14 protein-coding genes and 1 riboswitch are annotated in these 14,446 nt (G+C 72.5%); of the genes, 5 read left to right on the top strand and 9 right to left on the bottom strand.

Annotated features, from left to right (window positions below; all coding sequences use genetic code 11):
• The first annotated feature begins 6 nt into the window (after positions 1–6).
• From F4692_RS12195 to F4692_RS12185, 3 genes are all read left to right on the top strand, one after another.
• Positions 7–834, top strand: coding sequence for a carbohydrate ABC transporter permease (locus tag F4692_RS12195; RefSeq protein ID WP_179619895.1), 828 nt, complete (start codon positions 7–9; stop codon positions 832–834).
• Between the two features lie 96 nt (positions 835–930).
• Positions 931–1,470, top strand: a complete 540-nt coding sequence (locus tag F4692_RS12190; RefSeq protein ID WP_179619894.1) for a sigma-70 family RNA polymerase sigma factor — start codon at positions 931–933, stop codon at positions 1,468–1,470.
• Positions 1,467–2,687, top strand: coding sequence for a hypothetical protein (locus tag F4692_RS12185; RefSeq protein ID WP_179619893.1), 1,221 nt, complete (start codon positions 1,467–1,469; stop codon positions 2,685–2,687). Before F4692_RS12190 ends, F4692_RS12185 begins: the two co-directional genes overlap by 4 nt.
• Positions 2,688–2,702: 15 nt before the next feature.
• Here the strand turns inward: F4692_RS12185 and F4692_RS12180 are convergent, their stop codons facing one another.
• The 3 genes from F4692_RS12180 to F4692_RS12170 all read right to left on the bottom strand — a co-directional run bounded on the left by F4692_RS12180 (position 2,703) and on the right by F4692_RS12170 (position 6,525).
• Complete coding sequence (locus F4692_RS12180) at positions 2,703–2,864, bottom strand: hypothetical protein (protein WP_179619892.1); 162 nt, start codon at positions 2,862–2,864, stop codon at positions 2,703–2,705.
• Between the two features lie 138 nt (positions 2,865–3,002).
• Positions 3,003–4,238, bottom strand: a complete 1,236-nt coding sequence (locus tag F4692_RS12175; protein ID WP_257029754.1) for an MFS transporter — start codon at positions 4,236–4,238, stop codon at positions 3,003–3,005.
• 76 nt (positions 4,239–4,314) lie between these two features.
• Positions 4,315–6,525 (bottom strand): NADP-dependent isocitrate dehydrogenase, encoded by a 2,211-nt coding sequence (locus tag F4692_RS12170; protein WP_179619891.1) that lies wholly within the window; start codon positions 6,523–6,525, stop codon positions 4,315–4,317.
• Positions 6,526–6,697: 172 nt separating this feature from the next.
• On the opposite strand from F4692_RS12170, the gene F4692_RS12165 reads away from it, so the two are divergent.
• On the top strand, positions 6,698–7,807 hold the full coding sequence (locus F4692_RS12165; RefSeq protein WP_179619890.1) for an aquaporin: 1,110 nt from the start codon (positions 6,698–6,700) through the stop codon (positions 7,805–7,807).
• A 14-nt stretch (positions 7,808–7,821) separates the two neighbouring features.
• On the opposite strand, the gene F4692_RS12160 is transcribed toward F4692_RS12165, so the two are convergent.
• A complete protein-coding gene (locus F4692_RS12160; protein WP_179619889.1) occupies positions 7,822–8,472 on the bottom strand; it encodes a hypothetical protein in 651 nt (216 codons plus the stop codon).
• An 88-nt stretch (positions 8,473–8,560) separates the two neighbouring features.
• Here F4692_RS12160 and F4692_RS12155 point away from each other — a divergent pair, with 88 nt between their 5' ends.
• The gene (locus F4692_RS12155) at positions 8,561–9,547 is read left to right on the top strand and encodes a malate dehydrogenase (protein ID WP_179619888.1); all 987 of its coding nucleotides are present in this window, start codon (positions 8,561–8,563) and stop codon (positions 9,545–9,547) included.
• 70 nt (positions 9,548–9,617) lie between these two features.
• Here the strand turns inward: F4692_RS12155 and F4692_RS12150 are convergent, their stop codons facing one another.
• The 5 genes from F4692_RS12150 to F4692_RS12130 all read right to left on the bottom strand — a co-directional run bounded on the left by F4692_RS12150 (position 9,618) and on the right by F4692_RS12130 (position 14,444).
• Positions 9,618–9,992 carry a DUF3017 domain-containing protein gene (locus F4692_RS12150; RefSeq protein ID WP_179619887.1) on the bottom strand — a complete coding sequence of 125 codons (375 nt, stop codon included), beginning with the start codon at positions 9,990–9,992 and terminating at the stop codon, positions 9,618–9,620.
• A 1-nt stretch (position 9,993) separates the two neighbouring features.
• Positions 9,994–10,842: a bifunctional methylenetetrahydrofolate dehydrogenase/methenyltetrahydrofolate cyclohydrolase gene (locus tag F4692_RS12145; RefSeq protein WP_179619886.1), complete on the bottom strand. Its 849-nt coding sequence runs from the start codon at positions 10,840–10,842 to the stop codon at positions 9,994–9,996.
• 94 nt (positions 10,843–10,936) lie between these two features.
• Positions 10,937–12,517 carry a bifunctional phosphoribosylaminoimidazolecarboxamide formyltransferase/IMP cyclohydrolase gene (gene purH, locus F4692_RS12140; RefSeq protein ID WP_179619885.1) on the bottom strand — a complete coding sequence of 527 codons (1,581 nt, stop codon included), beginning with the start codon at positions 12,515–12,517 and terminating at the stop codon, positions 10,937–10,939.
• Between the two features lie 23 nt (positions 12,518–12,540).
• Positions 12,541–12,618, bottom strand: a riboswitch (ZMP/ZTP riboswitch).
• A 1-nt stretch (position 12,619) separates the two neighbouring features.
• On the bottom strand, positions 12,620–13,237 hold the full coding sequence (purN, locus tag F4692_RS12135; RefSeq protein ID WP_308645275.1) for a phosphoribosylglycinamide formyltransferase: 618 nt from the start codon (positions 13,235–13,237) through the stop codon (positions 12,620–12,622).
• 10 nt (positions 13,238–13,247) lie between these two features.
• Positions 13,248–14,444 (bottom strand): YibE/F family protein, encoded by a 1,197-nt coding sequence (locus F4692_RS12130; protein ID WP_179619883.1) that lies wholly within the window; start codon positions 14,442–14,444, stop codon positions 13,248–13,250.
• Positions 14,445–14,446: the final 2 nt, after the last annotated feature.

Here is a 14,446-nt window from a genome sequence, read left to right as displayed (position 1 = left end):
GCCGTCATGACCGCGCGTCGCCCCGCCTGGTGGCTGTACGTCGTCCTCGTGCTGCTCGCCGTTCTCTACATCCTGCCGTTCCTCATCGACGTCGCAACGTCGTTCAAGACCGAGCCCGAGGCGGCCAGCAACCCGATCTCGCTGATCCCGCAGACGTTCACCACGGCCGCCTACGAGCGGCTGTTCACCGAGGTCGCGTTCCCCACCTGGTTCAAGAACTCCGTCGTGGTCACGCTGTTCGTCACCGCCGGCCGGGTCTTCTTCGACTCGCTCGCCGGCTACGCGCTGGCCCGCATCCCGTTCCGCGGCCGGGGTCTGATGTTCGCCATCCTCGTCGCCATCATGGCCGTGCCCAACGTCGTGCTGCTGATCCCCAAGTTCCTCGTGATCAACCAGCTCGGGATCTACAACTCCTACGCCGGGCTGATCGTGCCGCTGCTGGTCGACGCCGCCGGGATCTTCATCATGAAGAACTTCTTCGAGTCCATCCCGGTGGCCGTCGAGGAGCAGGCCCGCATCGACGGGGCCGGCACGTTCCGGATGTTCTGGTCGATCGTGCTACCGATGGCGCGCCCCGCGCTCGTCACCATCGTCATCCTGTCGTTCCAGGGCTCGTGGAACGAGCTCAGCCACTTCATCGTGGCGGCCAACGACCCCGAGCTGACCAACCTCACGAAGGGGGTGGCCCAGCTCGCCTCCAACCAGCTCGGGCAGGGCACGAAGTACCCCCTCAAGCTCGCCGCCGCGGCGGTGATGACCATCCCGGTCGCGATCGTGTTCCTGGTCTTCCAGAAGCGCATCATGAACACGAGCGGCGGTGCGGTGAAGGGCTGACGCACGGATCGCTCGCGTGCGGGTGCAACCGGACGGCCTCCCCACGAGTCGTCCCTGGCGAGAGCACCCGGAGCGCGGCGAGTGGGAAGGTGGGTCATGGCCCGACCGAACGCCGTCGACCGCGTGCAGGAGGTCTACGCCACCTCCTACCGCCGCCTGGTCGGGCAGCTCACCGGCGTGACCGGCGATCCCGTGGAGGCCGAGGACGCGGTGATGGAGGCCTTCGCCCGGGCGGTGAACTCCTCGCGCTCGTTCCTGGCCGCCGAGAACCCCGAGGCCTGGCTGCGCACGGTGGCGGTCAACGTCAGTCGTACGCGCTGGCGTCGCGCCCGCTTCTTCCGCGACGTCAGCCACCGGCTCGCGGACGGGCCCGCGGACGGGGCGTACGCCGACCTCCCGGCCGATCGCGTGGCCCTTCTCGCCGCGCTGCGGACGCTGCCCGCGGCGCAGCGTGAGGCGATCGCGCTGCACCACCTCGCCGACCTGCCGGTGCACGAGGTCGCCGAGGCGGTCGGCGCCCCGGTGGGGACGGTGAAGGCGCGGCTGGCCCGCGGTCGCGCCGCGCTCGCCGTGCTGCTCACCGACACCGACGCCGACACCGACGCCTACCGACCGAGCGCGAGGAGCACCCGATGAGCCTCCCCACCGACTTCCACCGCGAGGTCGCCGAGCGGGTCGACCCGCCCCGTTTCGACGTCGTCCTCGACCGGGCGCGCGCGGCACGTCGGCGTCGACGCGCGACGACCGTCGCGGGACTCCTCGCCGCCTGCGCGGTGACCGGCCTGGCCTGGGGCGTGGCGCCGGGGCGGGACACCGGCCCGGCGCCCGCGACGCCCGCGCCCACCCCGTCGGAGCAGGTCCCGGGCGTGGACCCCCGGCTGCCCGCGGACGTCCGCGACGTCCTCGCCTCCGACATGCTCCACCCGTGGCAGGTCGTCGGATCCACGGGCGCCGTCGCCGCGGTGTGGGGCGACTGCGCGGACGGCTGCCGCTTCGCGCTGGTGACGCGGCTCGGGGACCGCGTGCACGGCACCCTGCTCGAGGGCGACTCCCCCACCATCGCGGAGGTGTCGGGCGGCTGGCTCGTGCAGGACGGCGGCGACACCTTCCGCATCTCCCCGGACGGCCGGCGGGACCCGGTGGTGGACCCCGGCGGCACCCCGGTGCCGCCCGAGCCGGGCGACGTCGTGGTGCGCACGACCGACGGGCTGCGGATCCTGCGCGGCACCACGCTGCTGCCCGTCCCATCGCCCGACGGCACGCCGGTCCTCGCGGCGTACGCCACGGCAGCGGGGGACCTCGTCGTGGCCCTCCCCCAGGGGACGGGCGGCGTCGAGGTCAGGTGGACCACCGGTGACGGGCTGTGGTTCCAGGGCCTGGTGTCGCGACCGGGCGGCGGGGCGGTCGCCGCCGTGGAGATGGCCGGCCACCACGACGGCGTGGCGATCGCGCTGCTGGGCGACGCACCCGACGGTTCCGTGCCCGTCCTGGGCGTCGCGTCCTCACAGGACGCCGGGCGCACCTGGACGACCGCGCGCGGGGTGGACGGGCTCGCCGACCTGTCCGGGCTCGCGGTCTCCGACGAGGGCTCCGCCTACCTCACGACCGGCTCGACCGGCACGGTGCAGGTCGCCGAGGGGGACTCGGTCGACGTCGCGACGGGAGCCGGGGTGGTGCGGGTCGACGCCACGGGCGACGTCACGTCCGTGCGCCAGTCGCAGCACGACAGCTCGGTCTTCGGGGTGTCCCACCGGGTCTGCGTCGTGGCCGAGGCCGGACGGGTCGACCGCCTCAGCTGCTCGCCCGACGACGGGACGACGTGGGGCGGCCAGCCCCTGCCCGGGTTCGTCTGACCGGGCCGGGCCCGCTCAGACGACCCAGCCGACGTTGTCGGCCACGAGGTCGGCGGCCGGGTAGACCCCGCGCAGCTCCTGGCGGCGCTGGAGCAGGCTGACCACGTCCCCGACGTTGCGGTCGGCGAGCTGCCGACGGCGCTCGACCTCCTGCACGACCTTGCTCTCGTCCACCATGACTCCACCTCCGGAAGATCTCGGGCGGCGGATCCGCCCTCTGTTGATTGGATCGTTCCAAGCGTGGGCTACACAACCGTTCCGTTCGTGTTAACACCGTGCAACACGAACGGGAATCCCGAGGACGTGGACCAGGGGTCAGGCGCGCTGGCGCACGTGCAGCCGCGCCGAGAGCAGCAGGACGACCACCCCGGCGAGCGAGAGCCCCAGGCCGACGAGCGCGGGCGCCCGCAGGCCCCAGCCGGCCGCGATGACCACGCCGCCGAGCCAGGCGCCGAGGGCGTTCGCGATGTTGAGGGAGGCGTGGTTCATCGCCGCCCCGAGCGTCTGGGCGTCGCCGGCGACGTCCATCAGCCGCAGCTGGAGGTTGATGACGAGCACCGAGCCGAGGGTGGTGATGAGGAAGACGACCGGGAGCGCGGCCCAGCCGTGGGGCGCGGCCAGCCAGAAGAGCAGCATCGTCACCGCCATGCCCGAGCCGCCGATGATGAGCGAGCGGAAGATCGACCAGTCGGCCATGATCCCGGCCAGCCACGTGCCGGCGATCATGCCGAGGCCGAAGGAGAGCAGGTAGACCGGCACCGCGCCCTCGCCCAGCCCGGAGACCCCGGTGACGACGGGCGCGATGTAGGAGTAGACGGCGAACATGCCGCCGAAGCCGACCGCGCCGGCCAGCAGCGTCAGCCACACCTGCGGCAGCCGGAACGCCGCGAGCTCGCGTCGACCGCTCGCCTCGCCGTCGCCGGGGCACGACGGGACGAACCAGGTCACCATCGCCAGGGTCACCAGGGCGAGCCCGGCAGCGGCCCAGAAGGCTGCCCGCCAGCCGAGCGCCTGTCCCAGCACCGTGGCCGCCGGGACGCCGATCACGTTGGCGACCGACAGCCCCAGCATCACCTGCGAGACGGCGCGCCCCTTGCGGGACGGGCGGGCCATGCTGGCTGCGACGAGGGAGGCGACGCCGAAGTAGGCACCGTGCGGCAGCCCGGCCGCGAAGCGCGCGAGCATCAGCTGCTCGTAGGACGTCGCGAGGGCGCTGAGCCCGTTGCCGACGGCGAAGGCCGCCATCAGCGCGACCAGCAGCGCGCGGCGCGGGAGCCGGGCACCGAGGAACGCCAGGACGGGGGCGCCCACGACCACGCCCACGGCGTACGCCGAGATGACGTGTCCCCCGGTCGGGATCGACACGGCGACCCCCGCGGAGATCTGCGGCAGCAGTCCCATCGTGACGAACTCGGTGGTGCCGATGGCGAAGCCACCCATCGCCAGCGCCACGACGGCGAGGGTGAAGTGGCGGGCGGTGACCGCGGGGACGTCGAGGTCGGCCGCCGACGGCTGGTCGGGGCGGTCGGTGGCGGCGGTCGTCATGGTCATCACAGGATGCAAGACGGGGCCCCCGGAGAGGTATTCCCCGGAGGCCCCGCCTGTGACGCGCCCCTCAGTGAGGCAGTCAGAGCGAGGCGAGCGCCTCGTTGAACGTGGCCGACGGACGCATCACCGCGGCCGCCTTCTCGGGGTCGGGACGGAAGTAGCCGCCGATGTCGGCCGGCTTGCCCTGGACGGCGAGGAGCTCGTCGACGATCGTCTGCTCGTCGGCGCGCAGCGAGCCGGCGAGGGCGGCGAACGCGGCGGCGAGGTCGGCGTCGTCGGTCTGCTTCGCCAGCTCCTCGGCCCAGTAGAGCGCGAGGTAGAAGTGCGAGCCGCGGTTGTCGATCGTGCCGAGCCGGCGACCCGGGGAGCGGTCCTCGTTGAGGAAGGTCTCGGTGGCCTTGTCGAGGGTCTCTCCGAGGATGCGCGCGCGCTCGTTGTCGGCGTACCCGGCGAGGTGCTCGAGCGAGGCCGCGAGCGCGAAGAACTCACCGAGGCTGTCCCAGCGGAGGTAGTCCTCCTTGACGAGCTGCTGCACGTGCTTGGGCGCCGAGCCGCCGGCACCGGTCTCGAAGAGGCCGCCGCCGTTCATCAGCGGGACGATCGAGAGCATCTTGGCGCTGGTGCCGAGCTCGAGGATCGGGAACAGGTCGGTGTTGTAGTCGCGCAGCACGTTGCCGGTGACCGAGATGGTGTCCTCGCCGCGGCGGATCCGCTCGAGGGAGTACGCCGTCGCGTCGGCGGGTGCCATCACGTCGATCGACAGGCCGTCGGTGTCGTGGTCCTGCAGGTAGCGCTGGACGAGGCGGATGAGGTTGGCGTCGTGCGCGCGGGTCTCGTCGAGCCAGAAGACGGCGGGCGTCTCCGAGGCGCGGGCGCGGGTCACGGCGAGCTTGACCCAGTCGCGGATCGAGGCGTCCTTGGTCTGGCAGGCGCGCCAGATGTCGCCCGCCTCGACGTCGTGCGACATCAGCACGTCGCCGGCGCCGTTGCGGACCTCGACCGTGCCCGCAGCGGGGATCTCGAAGGTCTTGTCGTGCGAGCCGTACTCCTCGGCCGCCTTGGCCATCAGGCCGACGTTGGGCACCGAGCCCATCGTGGCCGGGTCGAGCGCGCCGTGGGTCCTGCAGTCGTCGATCGCGGCCTGGTAGACGCCGGCGTAGGACGAGTCGGGGATGACGGCGAGGGTGTCCTGCTGCTCGCCGGCGGCGTTCCACATCTGGCCGGAGGTGCGGATCATCGCCGGCATCGAGGCGTCGATGATGACGTCGGACGGCACGTGGAGGTTGGTGATGCCCCGGTCGGAGTCGACCATGGCGAGCGCGGGGCCCTCGGCGAGGCCCTTCTCGAACGCCGCCTTGATCTCCGCACCGTTCTCGACCTTGTCGAGGCCGGACAGGATCGCGCCCAGCCCGTCGTTGGCGGACAGGCCGGCCGCGGCGATCTGCTCGCCGTACTGGGCGAAGACGTCGGCGAAGTAGGCGCGCACGACGTGGCCGAAGATGATCGGGTCGGAGACCTTCATCATCGTGGCCTTGAGGTGCGCGGAGAACAGGACACCGTCGGCCGCCGCCTTCGCGACCTGCGCCTCGAGGAACTCGTCGAGCCTGGCCGCGCTCATGAACGTCGCGTCCACGACCTCGCCGTCGAGGACCGCCAGGCCCTCCTTGAGCACGGTCTCGGTGCCGTCGGCACCCACGTGCACGATCGCGAGGGTGTCGTCGCCCTCGATGACGACCGACTGCTCGTTGCTGCGGAAGTCGTCGTGGCCCATCGTGGCGACCGACGTCTTCGACTCGCTGCTCCACGCGCCCATCGAGTGCGGGTGGGACCTGGCGTAGTTCTTCACCGACGCGGGCGCGCGGCGGTCTGAGTTGCCCTCGCGCAGGACCGGGTTGACCGCGGAGCCCTTGACCTTGTCGTAGCGGGCGCGGGTCTCGCGCTCCTCGTCGGTCCCCGGGTTCTCCGGGTAGTCGGGCAGGTCGTAGCCCTGCGACTGGAGCTCGGCGATGGTCGCCTTGAGCTGCGGGATCGAGGCCGAGATGTTGGGCAGCTTGATGATGTTGGCCTCGGGCTTGGTGGCCAGCTCGCCGAGCTCGGCGAGGGCGTCGTCGAGGCGCTGCTCCTCGGTGAGCCGGTCGGGGAACTGGGCGATCACGCGACCGGCCAGGGAGATGTCACGCGTCTCGACGTCCACACCGGCGGTCCTCGCGTAGGCGGCGATGATCGGGAGGAACGAGTAGGTCGCCAGCAGCGGCGCCTCGTCGGTGTGGGTGTAGATGATCTTGGCCATGGGTAGGACAGCTCCTGTAGATCGCGATCTGATCCGGGCATAACTCTTGATGTCAAGATACCTGATGCGGGGGAAGGGTTGCGACTCGCCTACCTTCGCACCCCGTCCCCCACGCCGCTAGAGTCACCGTGGCCGCCGGGGGGCGGCCACACGACTCTGGAGGGGACTCGCGATGAGCGACACCGTCGAAGACACACCGACCACCGGGCAGAAGTTCACCGCAGAGACGCTGGGCACCTTCGTGCTCGTCTTCTTCGGCTGCGGCGCCGCGATGCGCAGCGGCGGCGACTACGTCGCGACCGGGCTGACCTTCGGCCTCACGGTCGTCGTCATGGCCTACGCCGTGGGCCGTATCTCCGGCGGGCACTTCAACCCGGCCGTGACGCTGGGCGCGGTGCTCGGCGGCCGGCTCCCCTGGAACCAGGTCGGCATCTACTTCGCCGCCCAGCTCCTCGGCGGCCTCCTCGCCGGCGCTGCGCTGTTCGGCCTCAACCACGGCTTCGAGGGGTTCAGCGCCGAGGGCAACATGGCGCAGAACTTCTTCGGCGACCAGGGCACCGGCTTCGCCTGGTGGGCCGCGCTGCTCCTCGAGATCCTCATGACGGCGGTCTTCCTCTGGGTCATCCTCGCGGTGACCGACGAGCGCAACGCGATCAACGTCGCCCTCGGCCCGCTGGCCATCGGCCTGGCCCTCGCGATGATCCACTTCGCCTCGATGAGCGCGACCGGCACCTCGGTGAACCCCGCGCGCTCGATCGGCGTCGGGGTCTTCGCCGGCACCGACGCGATCGTCCAGCTCTGGCTGTTCGTGGTGGCCCCGCTGGTGGGCGCGGCGATCGCCGGCCTCACCTACCCCATCCTGTTCGGCCAGGGCGCCGAGCCGGTCGCGGGCTCCGGCCTCAACTTCGGCGGCGGGCGCAAGAACCAGTTCGTCCCCGGCAACTACGAGGCCCAGTGGAACCAGGGCCAGCAGGGCGGCTGGGGCCAGCCCGGCGCCGCGTGGGGCGCTCCCCCGCAGCAGTCCCAGCAGCAGCCCCAGCAGCAGCAGTGGGGCCAGCCCGCCCCGCAGCAGCAGCCCGACCCGTACGCCGCTCCGCCGCAGCAGCCGCCGGCGCAGCCCGGCCAGTGGGGCCAGCCCGCCCCGCAGCAGCCGCCGGCGCAGCCCGGTCAGTGGGGCGCACCCCAGCAGCCCCAGCAGCAGCCCGGCCAGAGCGCGCCCGGCCACTGGGGCAACCCGGACGGCGACGACGACGGCCGCACCCAGGTGCGCCGCCCGGACTGAGCCGGTGCCCTGAGTCAGTCCCTCGGCACGGCCGTCCAGCCGGCGTCGAGGTCCTCGACACCGACGAGGCCGACACCCTTCTCGTACACGCTGCGGGTCGTGGTGCCGGCCTCGTCGCGCACCTGCACCTGCTCCGCGGTCTGGTCCTCGATCGTCGTGCTGGCCTCGTCCCCGTCCGGGAGCCGGTAGGCCACCCAGCCGTCGCCGAGGCGCGGGTCGCCGGGCATGGCGAGACCGGCCTCCGCCCCGTCCGTCCCGGCGCGCCACGACGCGCCGGCGGACGAGTCCATCCCCACCAGCCAGACGTTGCCGTCGTCGTCCTGGGCGTAGTAGCGGGTCACCTCGCTGGTCTCGCCGTCGACCTCCGCGTCGGTCCTCACGGCCGTGGCGGGAAGCCCCGCCACCGTGGACGTCCGGTCGAGGACCTCCGCCTCGATGCTGCCGATGGTGCCTCCCGAGCCGACGACGTCGTAGCGCCACGTCGCGCCCGGCCGGAGGGCCAGCCACGGGTTGTCCACGACGTCGACGAAGTCGGCCGGATCTGCCGAGGGCGTCGGGATGACCAGCCCGTTGATGCCGGGCGAGTCGTACGGCGCGGGCTGGCCGATGCCGGCGCACCCGGACAGTGCGAGCGCGAGCCCCGCGGCGCCCAGTGCTCGGAACATGGGTGCCAGCATGACAGCCGGCACCCGCTGCTAGCGTCAGCGGGACAACCCGACCAGCCCTGGACCACCCTCACGAGGAGTACCCACCGTGACCTCCGCACCCCTCAAGGTGGCCGTCACCGGCGCCGCCGGTCAGATCGGCTACAGCCTGCTCTTCCGCCTCGCGAGCGGCGCGCTCGCCGCGGACCGCCCGATCGAGCTGCGACTGCTCGAGATCGAGCCCGCCCTCAAGGCGCTCGAGGGCGTCGTGATGGAGCTCGACGACTGCGCGTTCCCGAACCTCGCCGGTGTCGAGATCGGCGCGGACGCCGAGAAGATCTTCGACGGCGTCAACCTCGCCCTGCTCGTCGGCGCGCGTCCGCGCGGCCCGGGTATGGAGCGCGGCGACCTGCTGTCGGCCAACGGCGCGATCTTCACCGCGCAGGGCAAGGCGCTCAACGCGGTCGCCGCCGACGACGTGCGCATCGGGGTCACGGGCAACCCGGCCAACACCAACGCGCTCATCGCGATGAGCAACGCCCCCGACATCCCGCGCGAGCGCTTCTCCGCGCTGACGCGTCTCGACCACAACCGCGCGATCTCGCAGCTCGCGGCCAGGACCGGCGCGGCCGTCACCGACATCAAGAAGATGACGATCTGGGGCAACCACTCGGCCACCCAGTACCCCGACCTCTTCCACGCCGAGGTCAAGGGCCAGAACGCGGCCGAGGCCGTCGGCGACCGGGCCTGGCTGGAGAACGACTTCATCCCGACCGTCGCCAAGCGTGGCGCCGCGATCATCGACGCGCGCGGCTCGTCGTCGGCCGCCTCCGCCGCGTCCGCGACGATCGACGCCGCCCGCGACTGGCTGTTCGGCTCGCCGGCCGACGACTGGGTCTCGATGGCCGTCGTCTCGAGCGGCGAGTACGGCGTCCCCGAGGGCCTGATCTCCTCGTTCCCGGTCACCACGTCCGACGGCGACTGGTCGATCGTCGAGGGCCTCGAGATCGACGACTTCTCGCGCGCGCGGATCGACGCCTCGACCGCCGAGCTGGACGACGAGCGCAAGGCCGTCACGGAGCTCGGCCTGATCTGATCCAGGCCGCGTCGAGACCTCGCGGCTGACGAGAGGCCGGAGCCCCCAGGGGCTCCGGCCTCTCGTGCTGTCAGAACCCGGGCTGGTCCGGGATCGATCCGGCCAGGAAGATCAGCGATCCGCCCAGCACGAGGAGCACCAGCGCGTCGAGCACCTTGTGCCGCACGGCGAGCATCCCGGCGTCACGGCTGCGCAGCACCAGCCGTACGAGCGCAGCGAACAGCAGCGAGCCGCCCATCAGCCGGATGCCGGTGCGCCACTCGCCCAGCACGACCAGGACCATCGAGACCGCGACGACGCCGAGCACGAGCAGGTAGAACGCTCCCCCGATGGTCGAGGGGTAGCGGCGCGGCTCGTCGGGGTCGTAGGGCTCCGCCGACACGGGCGGCACGGACTCGGGCGGCGCGATGTCGTCTGAGCGGTCGACGCGCTCGGGGTCGGTCATCTCAGGCCCGGGCGGACTTCTCGGCGATCTCCACGATGTTGGTCAGCAGCATCGCGCGGGTCATCGGACCGACGCCCTTCGGGTTCGGCGAGACCCAGCCCGCGACGTCCCACACGTCGGGGGCGACGTCGCCGGTGACCTTGCCGTCGACGCGGGAGACGCCGACGTCGAGGACGGCGGCACCGGGCTTGACCATGTCGGCGGTGATGATGCCGGGCACGCCGGCGGCCGCGACGACGACGTCGGCCTGGCGCACGTGCGAGGCGAGGTCGCGGGTGCCGGTGTGGCAGAGCGTGACGGTGGCGTTCTCCGAGCGGCGCGTGAGCAGCAGTCCGAGCGGGCGACCGACGGTGATGCCGCGCCCGACCACGACGACCTCGGCCCCGGCGATCTCGACACCGTGGCGGCGCAGCAGCTCGATCGAGCCCACCGGCGTGCACGGCAGCGGCCCGGACTCGCCCAGCACCAGCTTGCCGAGGTTGGTCGGGTGGAGACCGTCGACGTCCTTGTCCGGGTCGACCCGCGAGAGCAGCGCGAACTCGTCGAGGCCGGTGGGCTGCTGGACGATGAAGCCGGTGCAGGCGGAGTCGGCGTTGAGCTCGTCGATGACGGCCTCGGCCTCGGCCTGGGTGGCCGTCGCCGGGAGGTCGCGCCGGATCGAGGTGATGCCGATCTCCGCGCAGTCCTTGTGCTTCGCCCCGACGTACCAGTGCGAGCCGGGGTCGTCGCCCACCAGCACCGTGCCGAGGCCGGGGGTGATCCCCTGGTCCTTGAGGGCGGCGACGCGTTGGGCGAGCTCTGCCTTGATGGTCTCGAGGGTGGCTGCGCCGTCGAGGGTCTGTGCCGTCACGCCAGCGAGTGTAGGGGAGCACGCGGGTGCTTCCCTGTCCCGGGGAGGCTCCCCGGCCGCGGCCCCTTCCACGCGCGGAGCCGCTGCGCGCCTCCTAGTGGAAGAAGTGCCGGGTGCCGGTGAGGTACATCGTCACGCCGGCCTTCTCGCACGCCTCGACGACCTCGGCGTCGCGCACGGAGCCGCCCGGCTGGACGATCGCCCGCACGCCGGCGTCGATGAGGATCTGCGGGCCGTCGGCGAACGGGAAGAAGGCGTCCGACGCGGCGACCGCCGACGTCACCCGCTCCCCCGCCCGCTCGACCGCGAGCCGGCAGGAGTCCACGCGGTTGACCTGCCCCATCCCGACGCCGACGGACGCGCCGCCGGCCGCGAGCAGGATGGCGTTCGACTTCACGGCGCGGCACGCGCGCCACGCGAAGGCGAGGTCGGCCAGGACCTCCGGCGAGGCGGCCTCGCCCGTCGCGAGGGTCCAGGCGGACGGGTCGTCGCCCTCGGCGTCGATCACGTCGCGGTCCTGCAGCAGGAGCCCGCCGGAGATCGCACGGCTCTCGCCCCCGCCGCGGGCGAGGGGCGGGCACTCGAGGACGCGGATGTTCTTCTTCGCCTGCAGCGCCTCGATCGCCCCGTCCTCGTAGCCGGGCGCGACGATGACCTCGGTGAAGATCTCCGCCACCTGCTCGGCCATCGCCACCGACACCGGCACGTTGGTCGCGATGACGCCGCCGAAGGCGCTCACCGGGTCGCACGCGTGCGCCTTGCGGTGGGCCTCCGCCACGTCGGCCGCGACGGCGATGCCGCACGGGTTGGCGTGCTTGATGATCGCCACGGCCGGCTCGTCGAAGTCGTACGCCGCACGACGGGCCGCGTCCGCGTCGACGTAGTTGTTGTAGGACATCTCCTTGCCGTGGTGCTGCGTCGCCTGGGCGAGGCCGGGACCGCCGGGGAGGAAGCCGTTGCTGTAGAGCGCGGCGGACTGGTGCGGGTTCTCGCCGTAGCGCAGCACCGTCTCCTTGCTCCACGTCGCACCCATCCACGCCGGGAAGCCGGAGCCCTCGCTGGTGTCGGTGAGGACGTTGCCCATCCACGACGCGACGTGCACGTCGTACGTCGCGGTGTGGACGAACGCCTCGGCGGCGAGGCGCTGGCGCTCGGCCAGGGTGAAGCCGCCGGCGGCGACCGCGGCGAGCACCGCGTCGTACGCCGCGGGCGAGGTCACGATCGCGACGCTCGGGTGGTTCTTCGCTGCGGCGCGGACCATCGAGGGGCCGCCGATGTCGATCTGCTCCACGCACTCGTCGGGGCTCGCCCCGGAGGCGACCGTCTGGGTGAACGGGTAGAGGTTGCTGACGACGAGGTCGAACGGCTCTACCCCGAGCTCCTCGAGCTGCGCGACGTGGGAGTCGAGGCGGCGGTCGGCGAGGATCCCTGCGTGCACGCGGGGGTGCAGGGTCTTCACCCGGCCGTCGAGGCACTCCGGGAAGCCGGTGAGGTCCTCGACCTTGGTGACCGGGAGCCCGAGCGACTCGATGAGGGCGGCCGAGCCGCCGGTCGAGACGAGCTCGACGCCGGCGTCGTGGAGGCCGCGGACCAGGTCGTCGAGACCGGCCTTGTCGTAGACGGAGACCAGGGCGCGGCGGACCGGGATGCGGTGCTCTGCGGTGAAGGTGGACACGTGACTCCTCGTGGACGTTCGAGTCGGGGCACCCAGGCGTTCGATGCTCCCGCGCGTCACTCCCCGGTGGTGGCCCACCTGCGCCAGTCGTGTGGTCGCAATCTACCGGGCGACGGCCCCGATGCGAACCCGGCGGCCCTCGACCGAGATGCCCTCGCGGGCGATCCGGCCGACGGCGTCGACGAGCATGGCGCGCTCGGCGGTCTTGATCCGCTCGTGCAGCGACGCCACGTCGTCGTCCTCCTCGACCGGCACCGGCACCTGCGCCACGATCGGCCCCGTGTCGACGCCCGCGTCGACGACGAACAGCGTGGCGCCGGTGACCTTCACGCCGTGCTCGAGCGCGTCGCGCGGCCCGTGCATGCCGGGGAAGGCCGGGCACAGCGCCGGGTGGGTGTTGAGGGTGAGGTGGCGGTCGAGGAACTCCTGCGACAGCAGCTTCATGAAGCCGGCCGAGACCACCACGTCCGGCTCGAAGCGGTCGACGACCGTCGTCAGCGCCGCGTCCCAGCCCTCGCGGGTCTCGAAGTCCGACACCCGGCGCACGAAGGTCGGGACCCCGGCCCGCTCCGCCCGCGCCAGGCCCTCGATGTCCTCGCGGTCCGCGCCGACCGCGACGATCCGCGCGCCGTACGCCGGGTCGGCGGTCGCGTCGAGCAGGGCCTGGAGGTTGGTGCCGGACCCCGAGACGAGGACGACGAGGCGGGCGGGCTGGCTCACGCGCGGAAGTCTAGGCGCGGTGGGACGGTCCCCCACCCGCTGCCCGGTCCCTGACGAGACGGCCGGCGACGAGCGCCGCGATCGCGGTGGTGACCGGCACCGCGGCGATGATCCCGAGACCGCCGACGAGGCCGCGGACGACCTCCTGCGCGACGATCTCCTGGCTCACCGCGATGCCGAACGGCAGCGAGAGCGCCGAGAACACCAGCATGAGCGGCAGCGTCGCGCCGACGTACGCCAGGACGAGGGTGTTGACCGTCGAGGCGACGTGCGAGCGGCCGATGCGCATCGCGCGGACGAAGAGGGAGCGGGTGCTCGCGTCGGGGTCGACGTCGGCCAGCTCCCACACCGCCCAGGTCTGGGTCACGGTGACGTCGTCGAGCACGCCGAGGGCGCCGATGACGAGGCCGGCGAGGAGGAGGCCGCGGAGGTCGACCTGCGCGGCGATGCCGGAGATGTACTGGCTGCCCTCGTCGACGAGGCCGGTGAAGTGTCCGACGCGGGTGAACACCCAGCCGATGCTGCCGATCACCACCAGCGAGACGAGGGTCCCGAGCATCGCGACCGTGGTCCGCATGTCGAGGCCGTGGGAGAGGTACAGCGTCACCAGCATGATGGCGGCTGCCGTGACCACCGCGACGGCGAGCGGGGAGGAGCCCGCCATGATCGCGGGGAGGGTGAAGACCGCGATCAGGACGAGGGAGTACGCCAGGCTCGCCAGCGCGCCGATCCCGCGCCACCGCGAGAGCGCGAGGACGCCGACGGCGAAGAGGATCGTCAGCGTGAGCAGCGGCGGGCCGCGGTCGAAGTCCTGGAAGGCGTACTGCTCGCCCTCCCGCCCCTGCTCGGTGAAGGAGACGATGATCCGGTCGCCGGCGACCACGTCGGGCGCCTGGTCCCCGTAGGGCAGCAGGGCGAGGGCCTCGCCCGGTGCACCCGGACCGCTGAGCAGCTCGACCTCGGCGGCCTGGCAGCCCTCGACGGCCACCTCGTCGGCACACGGCACGACCGCCTGGACGCGGGCCGTGCCGCGCTCGACGTCGACGCCGGGACCGGTGATCTCGAGGTCGCCGTCCGGCCACAGCAGGACGAGACCGACGACGGTCGCCAGCACGAGGGGGCCGACGAGCGCGGCCATGAGCAGGCGGAGGTGCCGCGGTGCGGGCCCGAGGGAGGGGCGCTCGCCGTGGCTGTGACCAGCCCCCACGC

Origin of the sequence: Nocardioides cavernae (genome assembly GCF_013410035.1) — a bacterium.
GTDB classification, from domain to species: domain Bacteria; phylum Actinomycetota; class Actinomycetes; order Propionibacteriales; family Nocardioidaceae; genus Nocardioides; species Nocardioides cavernae_A.
The sequence above is the reverse complement of the archived record's forward strand: the minus strand, read 5'-3'. Positions and strand labels throughout refer to the sequence as shown.

What these genes read in the sequence shown, in the direction of transcription:
- F4692_RS12195 (WP_179619895.1), top strand. Translation starts at nt 7, where the DNA reads ATGACCGCGCGTCGCCCCGCCTGGTGGCTGTACGTCGTCCTCGTGCTG.
- F4692_RS12190 (WP_179619894.1), top strand. Translation starts at nt 931, where the DNA reads ATGGCCCGACCGAACGCCGTCGACCGCGTGCAGGAGGTCTACGCCACC.
- F4692_RS12185 (WP_179619893.1), top strand. Translation starts at nt 1,467, where the DNA reads ATGAGCCTCCCCACCGACTTCCACCGCGAGGTCGCCGAGCGGGTCGAC.
- F4692_RS12180 (WP_179619892.1), bottom strand. Translation starts at nt 2,864, where the DNA reads ATGGTGGACGAGAGCAAGGTCGTGCAGGAGGTCGAGCGCCGTCGGCAG.
- F4692_RS12175 (WP_257029754.1), bottom strand. Translation starts at nt 4,238, where the DNA reads ATGACCATGACGACCGCCGCCACCGACCGCCCCGACCAGCCGTCGGCG.
- F4692_RS12170 (WP_179619891.1), bottom strand. Translation starts at nt 6,525, where the DNA reads ATGGCCAAGATCATCTACACCCACACCGACGAGGCGCCGCTGCTGGCG.
- F4692_RS12165 (WP_179619890.1), top strand. Translation starts at nt 6,698, where the DNA reads ATGAGCGACACCGTCGAAGACACACCGACCACCGGGCAGAAGTTCACC.
- F4692_RS12160 (WP_179619889.1), bottom strand. Translation starts at nt 8,472, where the DNA reads ATGTTCCGAGCACTGGGCGCCGCGGGGCTCGCGCTCGCACTGTCCGGG.
- F4692_RS12150 (WP_179619887.1), bottom strand. Translation starts at nt 9,992, where the DNA reads ATGACCGACCCCGAGCGCGTCGACCGCTCAGACGACATCGCGCCGCCC.